A 13,727-nucleotide genomic window follows, 5' to 3' on the forward strand; every position below is an offset into this window, starting at 1 on the left:
GGTCGCGGCCGGGGCCCGCGGAGGGTGTCCCCGCGGTAGCAGGGCTGTATCGCCGCGGTGCGGTGAACGCCACCGTGGGGGTGACTTCCCTGGAGAGGCTTCTCCTGGCATGCTTGGAACGTTCCGGCGCGTACCGCTGTGCGGTGGGTGCCGGTATCCTTATGCCACGTGAGGGGAGTATCCCTGTCGCGGCGGTGCCGTCATCACGGAGGACAGTGACGTACTCCCGGTGCCGTCGGTCCGTGCCTTCTCGGCACGGGCGGGAGAGACCTCCGGTACTTGAACGTGCGCGCGCCACGTCCGCGCGCGGTTACCGGAGGAGATTTCACCCGTGAACGTTCCCTTGTGGGTATGGGCCGCCACGATCGGCGCCATGGTCCTGATCCTGGTCATCGACCTGGCCATCGTCGACCACCCCTGGAGCAAGAAGAGCGGACCCAAGGAGTTCGGGGTCCGCCAGGCGGCCTGGTGGGCCGCCTTCTACGTGGGCATCGCCATCCTCTTCGGCTTCGGGCTGATGTACTTCGGCGGTTCGACCGCCGGCGCGGAGTACTTCGCGGGGTTCATCACCGAGAAGAGCCTGAGCATCGACAACCTCTTCGTGTTCTACCTGCTCATGGGCGCCTTCGCGGTGCCCAAGAAGTACCAGCACGAGGTCCTGCTCATCGGCATCGTCATCGCGCTGGTCATGCGCGGTGTCTTCATCGTGTTGGGCGCGCAGGTCATCAACGCCTGGAGCGAGGTCTTCTACCTCTTCGGCGCCTTCCTGATCTACACCGGCTACAAGATCGTCCGCGACCACGTCAAGGGCGACGAGCACCAGACCGACTACACCCAGAACCCGGTGGTGAAGCTGGTCGGCCGGTTCTTCCCGGTGACGAAGGACTACCACGGCGCGCACATGTTCGTGCGGCTGGACCAGCGCCTGCACGTGACGCCGATGCTCATGGTCATCGTCGCCATCGGCGTCATCGACCTGGTCTTCGCGGTGGACTCCATCCCGGCGATCTTCGGTCTGACCCAGGACGCCTACATCGTGTTCACCGCCAACGCCTTCGCGCTGCTGGGTCTGCGCCAGCTGTACTTCCTGCTGGCGGGGCTGATGGACCGGCTGGCCTACATCAGCTGGGGTCTGTCGGCGATCATGCTGTTCATCGGTGTGAAGATGATCCTGCACGCCCTGCACGAGAACGGCGTGCACGTGATCGACATCGGGATCGGCGCCTCGCTGACCGTCATCATCGGTGTCATGACGGTCACCATCGTGGGCAGCCTGATCAAGTCCAAGATGGACGACCGGCGTCGCGACGCGGTGGACGCGGCGAAGGAAAAGGACACCACGGGAGACCGTTCCTGATATCGGACGGCTTGCGTTGAGCGGTCGCGGGGACATCCCCGAAGACAGCTCGAATCGAACACGCGTTCGTCTATAGTGGTGGTGCTCCGGCGGTTCGGCCGCCGGGGCGCCGCCACTTTCTCGTGTTGGAAGAAACCGACGTCGGCGGTCGTTAGTCTTGTCGGACGGGGTGGCGGACGGCTGTTCACACGCCCCCTCCACGGCCCGGACCCGCGGTCCCGATGCGGCCGCCGCAGGCCTTCGACCGCCACTCCGCGAAGACACACGGGTCCAGCCGACGTCGCGCGACGTGGCCCGTCTCCTGTGCGCCAAAGCCGAAGGATGTCCTACTCGATGGTCGAACAACTGGTAGTCCGGGGAGCCCGCGAGCACAACCTCAAGGACGTCTCGCTGGACCTTCCGCGCGACTCCATGATCGTGTTCACCGGCCTGTCCGGTTCGGGCAAGTCCTCACTCGCCTTCGACACGATCTTCGCCGAGGGTCAGCGGCGCTACGTGGAGTCCCTGTCCGCCTACGCCCGGCAGTTCCTCGGGCAGATGGACAAGCCGGACGTGGACTTCATCGAGGGCCTGTCCCCCGCGGTGTCCATCGACCAGAAGTCCACCAGCCGCAACCCCCGTTCCACGGTCGGCACGATCACCGAGGTGTACGACTACCTGCGCCTGCTGTGGTCGCGCGTGGGTGTTCCGCACTGTCCGGAGTGCCGGCGCGAGATCGCGCGGCAGACGCCGCAGCAGATCGTCGACCGCGTCCTGGAGATGACCGAGGGCACCCGCTTCCAGGTCCTGGCCCCGGTGGTGCGCGGCCGCAAGGGCGAGTACGTCGAGCTCTTCAAGGACCTGCAGTCCAAGGGGTACACGCGCGCCGTGGTCGACGGCGCCGCGGTGCGCCTGGACGAGACGCCCAAGCTGGGGCGCTACGACAAGCACGACATCGCCGTGGTGGTGGACCGGCTCTCGGTCAAGGACACCGCGCGCGGGCGCCTGACCGACTCGATCGAGACCGCCCTGAAGCTGGCCGGCGGCACCATCGTGCTGGACTTCGTCGACCTGGAGGCCGACGACCCCGAGCGCGAGAAGGTCTTCTCCGAGCACCTGTACTGCCCCTACGACGACCTGTCCTTCGAACAGCTCGAACCGCGCTCGTTCTCCTTCAACGCCCCCTACGGGGCCTGCCAGGACTGCTCCGGTCTGGGCACGCGCATGGAGGTCGACGCCGAGCTGCTGGTCCCCGACCCCGAGCGCACGCTCTCCGAGGGCGCGCTGGCGCCCTGGTCGAGCGGCTCCACCAGCGGCTACTGGGACCGCATCCTGCAGGCGCTGGGCGACGCGCTGGGCTTCGACCTGGACACGCCCTGGGAGCGGCTGCCGCGCGGGGCCCGCAAGGCGATCCTGGAGGGCCACGACACCCAGGTGCACGTGACCTACCGCAACCGGTACGGGCGCAACCGCTCCTACTACACCGAGTTCGAGGGCGTCATCCCCTGGGTGAAGCGGCGCCACTCCGAGACCGAGAGCGACTACGGGCGCGAGCGGCTCGAGGGCTACATGCGCACGGTGCCCTGCCCCACCTGTGAGGGGACGCGGCTCAAGCCGGTCGTACTGGCGGTGACGGTGGGCGGCAGGTCCATCGCCGAGGTCGCCCAGATGCCGCTGAGCGAGAGCGCGGAGTTCCTGGCAGGGATCCAGCTCTCCGAGCGCGACATGGTCATCGCCGCCCAGGTGCTCAAGGAGATCAACGCCCGGCTCGGCTTCCTGCTCGACGTCGGACTGGACTACCTGAGCCTGGCGCGTTCCTCCGGTTCGCTCTCCGGCGGCGAGGCCCAGCGCATCCGGCTCGCCACCCAGATCGGCTCCGGCCTGGTGGGTGTGCTCTACGTCCTGGACGAGCCCTCCATCGGCCTGCACCAGCGCGACAACGCCCGGCTGCTGGAGACCCTGCAGCGGCTGCGCGACATCGGCAACACGCTCATCGTCGTCGAGCACGACGAGGACACCATCCGCGCCGCCGACTGGGTGGTCGACATCGGCCCCGGCGCGGGGGAGCACGGCGGACACGTCGTGGTCTCGGGCCTGGTCGACGAACTGCTGACCTCCGAGACGTCGCTGACCGGTGAGTACCTGTCGGGGCGGCGCGCCATCGCGGTGCCCGAGACCCGCCGTCCGCTCACCCGGGGCCACGAGCTCGTGGTGCGCGGGGCGCGGGAGAACAACCTGGAGGGCATCGACGCCGCCTTCCCGCTGGGCGTGTTCACCGCCGTGACGGGGGTGTCCGGCTCGGGCAAGTCCACCCTGGTCAACGAGATCCTGTACAAGGCGCTGGCCAAGGAGCTCAACGGGTCCCGCGAGGTGCCCGGGCGGCACCTGCGGGTGAACGGCACCGGCAAGGTGGACAAGGTCGTGCACGTCGACCAGAGCCCGATCGGACGCACGCCGCGCTCCAACCCGGCCACTTATTCCGGGGTGTTCGACCACATCCGCAAGCTCTTCGCCCAGACCACCGACGCCAAGACGCGCGGGTACCTGCCGGGGCGGTTCTCGTTCAACGTCAAGGGCGGCCGGTGCGAGGCGTGCTCGGGTGACGGCACGCTCAAGATCGAGATGCAGTTCCTGCCCGACGTGTACGTGCCCTGCGAGGTCTGCCACGGGGCCCGCTACAACCGCGAGACGCTGCAGGTGCGCTACAAGGGCAAGAACATCTCCGAGGTGCTGGAGATGCCGATCTCGGAGGCCCTGGAGTTCTTCGAGCCGATCAACGCCATCCGCCGCCACCTGCAGACGCTCACCGACGTGGGGCTGGGGTACGTGCGGTTGGGCCAGCCCGCCACCACGCTCTCGGGCGGTGAGGCCCAGCGGGTCAAGCTCGCCGCGGAGCTGCAGCGCCGCTCGACCGGCCGCACGGTCTACGTGCTCGACGAGCCCACGACCGGCCTGCACTTCGAGGACATCCGCAAGCTCCTGGGCGTCCTGAACCGGCTGGCCGACACCGGCAACACGGTGATCGTCATCGAGCACAACCTCGACGTCGTCAAGACCGCGGACCACGTCATCGACATGGGCCCCGAGGGCGGCTCCGGCGGCGGCCGGGTCATCGCCCAGGGCACGCCGGAGGAGGTCGCCGCGGTCGCGGAGTCCTACACCGGGCGGTTCCTCGCCAAGATGCTCTGACACCCGCGCGCTGACGTGGCCCGGCCCCCGCGGGCCGGGCCACGCGCCGTTGGTCCGCCGACGACGGGTGTTCGGTGCGGCGGGTACAGTCGGGCCCGTCCCCACCGTGCCCCCGTGACACCCGCTGCCCCGACAGGGAGGCCGTCCGCCCCGATGAACGTTCCTCCGTACCCGCCCGGCCACGCCGGGGATGTGCCGCCCGGCGCGCACCGGCCGCCGCGCCCGGCCGGCCCCGACGCTGCCGGCCCCGACGCTGCCGGCCCTGCCGGGACCGGCGGCCCCGGCGGTCCTGGTGGCCCCCGCCCGGACGCCGCCCACACGGCCGCCGCCGCGTCCGGCGCCCCTGCCGCGGGTGAGGGCCCCTACCCGCTGGCCCCGTGGACCTCGCGCGCCCTGGCGCGCCTCGTCGACCTCGTCGTGGTCGGCCTGCCCGCCCTGCTGGTGGCCCTGGTGCTGTCCCTGGCCGTGGTCGGCCTGCGTGCGGTCGGTGCGGGCGGCTACCGCGGCGACCACTTCGCGTCCCTGCTCGCGGTGGTCTTCTTCGTGGTCCACACCGGCTACGAGACCGTCTCGGTCGCGCTGTGGCGCCAGACGCTGGGCAAGCGCGTGGTGGGTCTGAAGGTGGCCCCCGTGGCGGCGGCCGGCCGCCTGGCGCCGATCCCGGCCGGCGCGGTGACGGCCCGCGCGGCCCTGTACGGCCTGCCGGTGCTGCTGCTGCCGCTGCCCGGCTGGCTGTGGTGGCCGGTCTTCCTGGCCGCCCTGGTCTGCATCGGCGGCATGGCCTACTGGGACCGGCCCAACCGGCAGGGCCTGCACGACCGGATCGCCGGCACGGTGGTCCTGAAGGTGGGCCGCTGACACCGGGGGCGGGTCACACCACCCCGGAACGGGACACCTCACCACAGCTACTACAGTTCGTAGTGAATCCCAGCGCAGGTGAGGAGCGTTCTGTCGTGTCTGGTCAGAGGACGTGCGGGTGCGGAGTGAGCAGGCGGCGCCTGCTCGGAACGGCGGGGGCGGCGGCGACCGTGACCGCCGTGAGCGCCTGCGGCGGTGAGCCGCCCGATCCGCAGGAGGTCCGGCGCGGCCAGGTGATCGGCCAGACCACGGACGTGCCCGTGGGCGGGGGCACGGTGTTCAGCCACAGCAAGCTGGTCGTCACCCAGCCGGAGGAGGGCGACTACCGCGCCTTCAGCGCCGCCTGCACGCACGGCGGGTGCACGGTCCAGGAGGTCGACGAGGTGATCGGCTGCCTGTGCCACGGCAGCGAGTTCGACGTGGCCACCGGCGAGGTGGTCACCGGGCCGGCGACCGAGCCGCTGCAGGGGTTCACCGTCACCATCGACGGCACCGACATCATCCTCGACTGAGCGCTCTCAGAGCGGCGGCGCGCGAAGGCGCCCGGAGCGTGGTTCGCTCCGGGCGCCTCGTGCGTTGCGGCGGCTCAGACCTCGCCGGGGTCGCCGCCGGGCGGGCCGGTGGAGCCGTTGCGGGGGGCTCCGCTGGACTCCCGGGCGGCCGAGGCCCGCCGGAAGGCGGAGGTGGGGAACTCCGCCGCGTAGGGCGACTCCTCGCCGGAGGAGATGAACTCGGTGCGGTTGCGCGGCAGGGACTCGGGGTAGTGCTCGACGAGCCAGCCGACCAGGTGTTCGCGGATCTCGCAGGCGATGTTCCACTGCGCGCCGGTGTCGGCGGCGGTGGCCACCACCCGCACCATGATCTCACCGGCCTCGGAGATGTCCACGACCTGGCAGGACCAGCTGCGACCGTCCCAGTTGGGGCTGGCCGTGATCAGCCGGCCGGCCTCCTCGCGCAGCTCCGCGACCGGGACCTCCCAGTCCAGCGGCAGGACCACCTTGGCGGTGATCGCGGTGCCGAGCTTGGTCCAGTTCTCGAAGCTGGTGGTGGTGAAGTTGGCGACCGGGACGACCAGGCGGCGCTCGTCCCAGATCTTGATGGTGACGTTGACCAGGGTGAGCTCCTCGACCCGGCCCCACTCGCCCTCGACCACGACCACGTCGCCGATGCGCAGTGAGTCGCTGAAGGCCAGCTGGAGGCCGGCGAACAGGTTGCCCAGGGTGGACTGGGCGGCCACACCGGCGACGATGCCGATGACGCCCGCCGAGGCCAGGAGCCCGGCGCCCAACGCCTGGACCTGGGGGAAGGTGAACAGGATGGCGGCGATCGCCAGCACCACGATGACCGAGGTCACCACCCGCCGCAGCAGGCGGACCTGGGTCTGGTAGCGCCTGGCTCTGCGGTCGGCGTCACCGTTGGACACCGACAGCTTGGCCAGGATCATGTCGGTCGCGGCGTAGGCCAGGCTGATGCCCAGCCCTGTCAGCGTCCCGATCATGAGGATGCGCATCAGGTGCTGTATGGCCTGGTAGGTGCTCCAGCCGACGTCGGCGGCGCTGGGAAGGGCCAGGTTGGCACCGACCACGGCCGCGGCGAGGTAGGCGGTGACGGCCGAACGCGAGACCACGTAGCGAGCCATCGGCCAGACCTTGCCCAGCTGGTGGTTCAGGAGCCAGTGGACCACGAACACCAGGGCCAGGGCGACGGCGATCACGATGCCGAGGGTGATCCATTGGGCGGCGTCCACGAGGGGGTCCCCCTTGTCGTCAAGTCGGTCAGATGGTTCGTACCAGCTCAACCTAGACCATGCGGAAATACAATCGTGACGTTTGAAGTGAGGGATAGGCATCACGCCAAGCGCCGCAGGGGCTCGGGTCAACCGGCGGAGGGCGCGCGGGGGCGGACACGGGCTCACCGGAGTGTGGACCAGGGGCGGGAGCGTGATCCCGGCCACCGCGTGAGAGGGGTCGGGCTCAGGCGGTGCCCGCTGCCCGGCACCGCGGGGCCGGTGGTGTGACCACGATCACGATCGGCCGCGGTGGCGCCGGCCTCCCCGGGCACGAGCCCGTGCGCCGACCCAGACGGACCCAGACGGACCCGGGCGGCCGGCAGGGCCGGAAGCGATCCGGGGGCACGGGCGCCGTGGCGCGTCGGTCGCCCGAGAACGGCGCCGAGTGGCCAGATGTCACCGGGACCCACGAGAATATCGGTATGGCTGCGACTCCACACCTGCGCCCGGCGCCCGGTTCCATCCCGACCTCTCCCGGTGTGTACCGGTTCCGGGACCGGTCGGGCCGCGTCATCTACGTGGGCAAGGCCAAGAACCTGCGGTCGCGGCTCTCCTCCTACTTCCGTGACTTCGCCGGACTGCACCCCCGCACCCAGCAGATGGTCTCCACCGCCGCCGACGTCGACTGGACCATCGTCGGCACCGAGGTCGAGGCGCTCCAGCTGGAGTACTCCTGGATCAAGCAGTACGACCCCCGCTTCAACGTCAAGTACCGCGACGACAAGAGCTACCCCTACCTGGCCGTCACCCTCAACGAGGAGTTCCCGCGCGTGCAGGTGATGCGCGGCGCCAAGCGCAAGGGGGTGCGCTACTTCGGTCCCTACTCCCACGCGTGGGCCATCCGGGAGACCGTCGACCTCCTCCTGCGCGTCTTCCCCGTGCGCACGTGCTCCCCGGGCGTCTTCCGCGGCGCCCGCAACAGCGGTCGGCCCTGTCTGCTCGGCTACATCGGCAAGTGCGTGGCCCCCTGCGTGGGCAAGGCGACCCCGGAGGAGCACCGGGACCTGGTGGACGACTTCTGCTCCTTCCTGGCGGGCGACACCGGGCGGTTCATCCGGCAGCTGGAGACGCGGATGACCGAGGCTGCCCAGGAGATGGAGTACGAGCGGGCGGCGCGGCTGCGCGACGACATCGAGGCGCTCAAGGCCGCCCTGGAGAAGCAGGCCGTCGTGCTGCCCGACTCCACCGACTGCGACGTCATCGCCATGGCCGACGACCCCCTGGAAGCGGCGGTGCAGATCTTCCACGTGCGCGGCGGCCGGATCCGCGGCCAGCGCGGATACGTGGTCGACAAGGTCACCGACGCCGGGCCGGGCGAACTCCTGGAGACCTTCCTCGGCCAGCTCTACGGGGCCACCGAGGGCACCGACGAGACCGCCGGGACCGGCACGGCCGTCCCGCGCGAGGTGCTCGTCTCCCACGCCCCCACCGACATCGAGGCCCTCGCTTCGTGGCTGTCGGAGCACCGCGGTTCGGCCGTGGACCTGCGCGTGCCCCAGCGCGGCGACAAGAAGGCGCTCATGGAGACCGTGGACAAGAACGCCCGTGAGTCGCTGGCCCGGCACAAGACCCACCGGGCGGGCGACCTGAGCACGCGCGGGCGCGCCCTCAACGAGATCCAGGAGGCGCTCGACCTGCCGGAGGCGCCGCTGCGCATCGAGTGCTACGACATCTCCAACCTCCAGGGCGAGCACGTGGTCGCCTCCATGGTGGTGTTCGAGGACGGGCTCGCGCGCAAGTCCGAGTACCGCCGCTTCGCCATCCGCGGCAGCGGGGCGGGCGGAGCCGAGCAGCACGACGTCGCGGCCATGTACGAGGTCATCACCCGCCGGTTCCGCCGGTACCTGGAGGAGAGCTCGCGCAGCGGCGAGGTGGCCCGGATGGGGGAGACCGGCGACCACGGCGGTCATCAAAGCGACTCCGAGCCGTCACCCGGAAAGTTCGCCTACCCCCCTAACCTTGTGGTGGTGGACGGCGCGCGGCCCCAGGCCGAGGCGGCGCGCCGGGCGCTGGACGAGCTGGGGATCGAGGACGTGGCGGTGTGCGGGCTGGCCAAGCGCCTGGAGGAGGTCTGGTTGCCCGACGACGAGGACCCGGTCATCCTGCCGCGGACGGGAGAGGGCCTGTACCTGTTGCAGCGGGTCCGCGACGAGGCCCACCGGTTCGCGATCACCTACCACCGGCAGATGCGCGCCAAGGCGCTCACGGGCAGCAGCCTGGACGAACTGGCCGGACTCGGTCCGGCCCGCCGGGCCGCGCTGATCAAGGAGTTCGGTTCGGTGAAACGACTGGCCTCGGCCACGGCCGAGGAGATCGCGGCGGTGCCGGGCATCGGCCCCAAGCTGGCGGAGGCCGTGCACGCGCACCTGACGGGAGGGCCCGCCGACGGGGACACCGATCGGGCGGCGGGACAGCAGAGTACTGACGGGGGAGGAGACACATGACGGTCGAACTGGGCGGCGAGCTGCCGCCCGAGGTGGTCATCGTCACCGGGATGTCCGGTGCGGGCCGGAGTACGGCGGCCAGGGCCTTGGAGGACCTGGACTGGTTCGTGGTGGACAACCTGCCGCCCGGACTGCTGCCGACCATGATCGAGCTGGCCGGGCGTACGCACGGGGCGGTGCCCCGGGTCGCGGTGGTGGTGGACGTGCGTTCGCTGGCCTTCACCGAGGACCTGCTGTCCACCGTGGAGGAGTTGCGCAAGCGGGACATCGTCGCGCGGGTGCTCTACCTCGAGGCGAGCGACGAGGCGCTGGTCCGCCGGTTCGAGGGGGTGCGCCGCCCCCACCCGTTGCAGGGCGACGGGCGGCTGACCGACGGCATCGACCGGGAGCGCCAGACCCTGCTGGCGGTGCGCGGGGAGGCCGACCTGGTCATCGACACCTCCCAGCTCAACGTCCACCAGCTCAAGGCCCGCGTGATCGGGTTCTTCGGTGAGACCGACGAGGCGCGTCCCCGCGCCAACGTCGTCTCGTTCGGGTTCAAGCACGGCCTGCCGGTCGACGCCGACCTGGTGCTGGACTGCCGCTTCCTGCCCAACCCCCACTGGGTGCCCGACCTGAGGCCGATGGACGGGCGCGACGAGCCGGTGCGCGACTTCGTGCTGGCCCAGGACGGCGCCAAGGAGATGATCGAGGCCTACGCCGAGGTCCTCAAGCTGACGATCGCCGGGTACCAGCGCGAGGGCAAGCACTACATGACCCTCGCGGTGGGCTGTACCGGCGGCAGACACCGCAGTGTGGCCATGGCCGAGCAGTTCGCCGACCAGCTGCGCAGCCAGGAGGTCGACGTGCACGTGGTGCACCGGGACGTCGGACGCGAGTGACCCGCCCGTCGCCCACCACCGTCCGGGGGCGCTTCGCGAGGGGGACCACCGCCCTCGACGGAGAGCCTTCGGCTCCGGTCCTGGGCGAGCCCCGCCCACCAGTGTTCGGGGCGGGCGGCGGGCCGGTGCGGAACCGAATCGCCAAGCGGGGCGTCTTGGCTTACATTGGCCCGGTCACCGCCGGTCCCGGTTCCTCCACGGAACGGGTGCCCGGCGGTCCGGGCGCGGGTGGTCCGCAGTTCCGCCGTCGGCGGTGCGGCCGGCCGCGCTTGCTGTACACGGGACGAGGGGGCAGGCCACAGCCATGTCGAACAGCACCGCACCGGACGAGGAGGGCCGACGCCCGCCCCGGGTGGTCGCCCTGGGGGGCGGGCACGGCCTGCACGCCTCCCTCACCGCTCTGCGCCGGGTGACCACCGACGTGACGGCGATCGTCACGGTCGCCGACGACGGCGGGTCCAGCGGCCGCCTCCGCGAGGAGCTCGGCGTCCTTCCCCCGGGTGACCTGCGGATGGCCCTGGCGGCCCTGTGCGGCGACGACGAGTGGGGACACACCTGGAGCGAGGTGATACAGCACCGGTTCCGTTCCGAGGGCGACCTGCACGGCCACGCCGTGGGCAACCTGCTCATCGTGGCGCTGTGGGAGCTGCTGGGCGACTCCGTGGCCGGCCTGGACTGGGTCGGCCAGCTCCTGGGCGCGCACGGGCGGGTCCTGCCGATGTCGTCGGTCCCGCTGGACATCGCGGCCGAGGTGGCCGGGATCGATCCGCTGCGGCCCGAGGAGACCACGATCGTGCGGGGCCAGGTGGCGTGCGCCAGCACCAGCGGTCAGGTGCGGTCCATCTCGCTCATCCCCGAGGGGCCTCCGGCCAGCCCGCAGGCGGTCAAGGCGGTCCGCGAGGCCGACTGGGTGGTCTTCGGCCCCGGCTCGTGGTTCACCAGTGTGCTGCCCCACATGCTGGTCCCCGAGCTCGCCGACGCCCTGGTCAGCACGAGCGCCCAGCGCATGGTCACGCTGAACCTGTCCCCGCAGCGCGGGGAGACCGACCACTTCCGTCCCGAGACCTACCTGGAGGTCCTGCACGAGCACGCGCCCAAGCTCGGGGTGGACGTGGTGCTGGCCGACCGGGGGACCGTGGACGACGTCGAACCGCTCACGACGGTGGTCCGCCGGCTGGGCGGGCGCCTGGAACTGGACGACCTGAGCCGGGGCGACGGCACGCCCCGGCACGACCCGGAGCGGTTGGCGGCGGCCCTGGAGCGCATCCTGACGGCCTGAAACGGGCGCGATTGCCCGGGGCGCGGTCCGGGCACACCCGCGTCATGGCCGTTCAACGCGATGTCCGGGTCGAGCGGGTCCACGACGAGGTGCGCGAGCACCCCGAAGGGGCGGGGGCCGTGCGGGCGCGCTTCCTGGTGGACCGGCTCTGGCCGCGCGGGGTGCGCAAGTCCGCCCTGGAGGGGGTGGCCTGGCTCAAGGACGCCGCGCCCAGCCAGGCGCTGCGCACCTGGTTCGCGCACGATCCCTCACGCTTCGAGGTGTTCGCCGAGCGCTACCGGGACGAGCTGCGGGGGCGGCCCGAGGTCCTCGAACCGCTCCTGGCCGCGGCCCGGCGGGGGCCGGTCACCCTGCTCTACGCCGCCCGCGACACCGAGCACAACCACGCGCTCGTCCTGCGCGACCACGTGAGGGGCCTGCTCGCCGGCGGGAGCAATTGACCGCACATCGCCATGAAGGCCCACAGGGCCCCCGGCCAGCGCGGACGGTGGCCGGGCAACACGCCGGGAAGGGGTCGGCCCCGAGCCCTCGGTGACGTAGTCTGCCACGGAGACAGCCGTTTGCGGTGGGGCCGCGGCGGCGCATACCGGCGTCAGGCGCGCGACGCCGGCACAAGCCAGTTCAAGGGGAGGTTCGCGGCGATGGCGATGACCGGCGTGGTGAAGGACGAGTTGAGCCGACTGGCGATTCTCAAGCCATGCTGCCGCAAGGCGGAAGTGTCCACCATCCTGCGCTTCACCGGAGGACTGCACCTGGTGGGCGGACGGATCGTGATCGAGGCCGAACTCGACACCGGTGCCGCGGCGCGACGGCTCCGCAAGGACATCTCGGAGGTCTTCGGGCACGAGTCCGAGGTCGTCGTGCTCTCCCCGAGCGGTCTGCGCAAGGGCAACCGGTACGTGGTGCGGGTGATCAAGGACGGCGAGTCGCTGGCCCGCCAGACCGGTCTGGTGGACAACCACGGCCGACCCGTCCGCGGCCTGCCCCGGCACGTGGTGGCGGGCGGGGCCTGTGACTCGGAGTCGGCCTGGCGCGGTGCCTTCATCGCGCACGGCTCGCTGACCGAGCCCGGCCGGTCGATGTCGCTGGAGGTCACCTGCCCCGGCCCGGAGGCGGCGCTGGCGCTGGTGGGCGCCGCGCGGCGGCTGAAGGTGCACGCCAAGGCCCGCGAGGTGCGCGGTGTGGACCGGGTGGTCGTGCGTGACGGCGACTCCATCGGTGCGCTGCTGACGCTGCTGGGCGCGCACCAGAGCGTGCTGGCGTGGGAGGAGCGGCGGATGCGGCGCGAGGTGCGCGCCACCGCCAACCGGCTGGCCAACTTCGACGACGCCAACCTGCGTCGCAGCGCGCGGGCCGCGGTCGCGGCCGGGGCGCGGGTGGAGCGGGCGCTGGAGATCCTGGGCGAGGAGGCCCCGGAGCACCTGGTGGCCGCCGGCCAGCTGCGGCTGGCGCACAAGCAGGCGTCGCTGGAGGAGCTCGGGCAGCTGTCGTCCCCGCCGCTGACCAAGGACGCCATCGCCGGGCGGATCCGGCGGCTGCTGGCGATGGCCGACAAGCGGGCGAGCGATCTGGGGATCGAGGGAACAGAGGCGAACCTCACTCCCGACATGCTCGTGCCCTGAACGGGGCGCTTCGGCGGCCCGGGGCGCTCGGGCGTTCGCGGGCGCTGAAATGGCGCAGCCACAACGATGTTCGACTTTGTTAACAGCACGAACACGTGGATAACTTCCGACAATGGTATAGACCTCTTCGCCGAGCAGTGCCAGGATGGTTCACGAATCCACGAGGCCTGGTGAGCGTGGCGGGCGTGGGTCGAGAACGGTCCGCGGTGACCACTCCGCTAGGCTCTTCGTCAACACCCGGCGCGTGTTAACCCTGTCCAAAGTCGTCACTCGGGTTCACATCTGGGTGCATCGTCCCTGGCGGGGGGAGTGCGCGGGTGACATTGATG

Annotated in this window: 10 protein-coding genes; 9 read left to right on the plus strand and 1 reads right to left on the minus strand. The window is 71.1% G+C overall.

Going from position 1 to position 13,727, the window contains the following annotated elements:
• Nucleotides 1–331 precede the first annotated feature (331 nt).
• The 4 genes from DFP74_RS16820 to DFP74_RS16835 all read left to right on the plus strand — a co-directional run bounded on the left by DFP74_RS16820 (nucleotide 332) and on the right by DFP74_RS16835 (nucleotide 5,895).
• A complete protein-coding gene (locus DFP74_RS16820) occupies nucleotides 332–1,357 on the plus strand; it encodes a TerC family protein (RefSeq protein ID WP_121182607.1) in 1,026 nt (341 codons plus the stop codon).
• Nucleotides 1,358–1,690: 333 nt separating this feature from the next.
• Complete coding sequence (uvrA, locus tag DFP74_RS16825) at nucleotides 1,691–4,525, plus strand: excinuclease ABC subunit UvrA (protein ID WP_121182609.1); 2,835 nt, start codon at nucleotides 1,691–1,693, stop codon at nucleotides 4,523–4,525.
• A gap of 153 nt (nucleotides 4,526–4,678) precedes the next feature.
• Nucleotides 4,679–5,383 carry an RDD family protein gene (locus tag DFP74_RS16830; RefSeq protein WP_199725680.1) on the plus strand — a complete coding sequence of 235 codons (705 nt, stop codon included), beginning with the start codon at nucleotides 4,679–4,681 and terminating at the stop codon, nucleotides 5,381–5,383.
• Nucleotides 5,384–5,508: 125 nt separating this feature from the next.
• Nucleotides 5,509–5,895, plus strand: coding sequence for a Rieske (2Fe-2S) protein (locus tag DFP74_RS16835; RefSeq protein ID WP_121182611.1), 387 nt, complete (start codon nucleotides 5,509–5,511; stop codon nucleotides 5,893–5,895).
• 74 nt (nucleotides 5,896–5,969) lie between these two features.
• On the opposite strand, the gene DFP74_RS16840 is transcribed toward DFP74_RS16835, so the two are convergent.
• Nucleotides 5,970–7,130 (minus strand): mechanosensitive ion channel family protein, encoded by a 1,161-nt coding sequence (locus tag DFP74_RS16840; RefSeq protein ID WP_199725681.1) that lies wholly within the window; start codon nucleotides 7,128–7,130, stop codon nucleotides 5,970–5,972.
• Nucleotides 7,131–7,594: 464 nt separating this feature from the next.
• Here DFP74_RS16840 and uvrC point away from each other — a divergent pair, with 464 nt between their 5' ends.
• From uvrC to whiA, 5 genes are all read left to right on the plus strand, one after another.
• A complete protein-coding gene (uvrC, locus tag DFP74_RS16845; RefSeq protein WP_121182615.1) occupies nucleotides 7,595–9,616 on the plus strand; it encodes an excinuclease ABC subunit UvrC in 2,022 nt (673 codons plus the stop codon).
• Nucleotides 9,613–10,497, plus strand: a complete 885-nt coding sequence (rapZ, locus tag DFP74_RS16850) for an RNase adapter RapZ (protein WP_121182618.1) — start codon at nucleotides 9,613–9,615, stop codon at nucleotides 10,495–10,497. The genes uvrC and rapZ overlap by 4 nt, the downstream gene beginning before the upstream one ends.
• A 304-nt stretch (nucleotides 10,498–10,801) precedes the next feature.
• Nucleotides 10,802–11,776, plus strand: coding sequence for a uridine diphosphate-N-acetylglucosamine-binding protein YvcK (gene yvcK / locus DFP74_RS16855; protein WP_121182620.1), 975 nt, complete (start codon nucleotides 10,802–10,804; stop codon nucleotides 11,774–11,776).
• A gap of 44 nt (nucleotides 11,777–11,820) precedes the next feature.
• Nucleotides 11,821–12,216 (plus strand): DUF488 domain-containing protein, encoded by a 396-nt coding sequence (locus tag DFP74_RS16860; protein WP_121188318.1) that lies wholly within the window; start codon nucleotides 11,821–11,823, stop codon nucleotides 12,214–12,216.
• 201 nt (nucleotides 12,217–12,417) lie between these two features.
• Nucleotides 12,418–13,398 carry a DNA-binding protein WhiA gene (gene whiA / locus DFP74_RS16865; protein WP_121182622.1) on the plus strand — a complete coding sequence of 327 codons (981 nt, stop codon included), beginning with the start codon at nucleotides 12,418–12,420 and terminating at the stop codon, nucleotides 13,396–13,398.
• Nucleotides 13,399–13,727: the final 329 nt, after the last annotated feature.

It is taken from the genome of Nocardiopsis sp. Huas11 (assembly GCF_003634495.1).
GTDB lineage: Bacteria > Actinomycetota > Actinomycetes > Streptosporangiales > Streptosporangiaceae > Nocardiopsis.

Bases quoted from the DNA above. Each gene is read 5' to 3' on its own strand.
- whiA (WP_121182622.1), top strand. From the start codon at position 12,418: ATGGCGATGACCGGCGTGGTGAAGGACGAGTTGAGCCGACTGGCGATT.
- DFP74_RS16830 (WP_199725680.1), top strand. From the start codon at position 4,679: ATGAACGTTCCTCCGTACCCGCCCGGCCACGCCGGGGATGTGCCGCCC.
- uvrA (WP_121182609.1), top strand. From the start codon at position 1,691: ATGGTCGAACAACTGGTAGTCCGGGGAGCCCGCGAGCACAACCTCAAG.
- uvrC (WP_121182615.1), top strand. From the start codon at position 7,595: ATGGCTGCGACTCCACACCTGCGCCCGGCGCCCGGTTCCATCCCGACC.
- yvcK (WP_121182620.1), top strand. From the start codon at position 10,802: ATGTCGAACAGCACCGCACCGGACGAGGAGGGCCGACGCCCGCCCCGG.
- DFP74_RS16860 (WP_121188318.1), top strand. From the start codon at position 11,821: ATGGCCGTTCAACGCGATGTCCGGGTCGAGCGGGTCCACGACGAGGTG.
- rapZ (WP_121182618.1), top strand. From the start codon at position 9,613: ATGACGGTCGAACTGGGCGGCGAGCTGCCGCCCGAGGTGGTCATCGTC.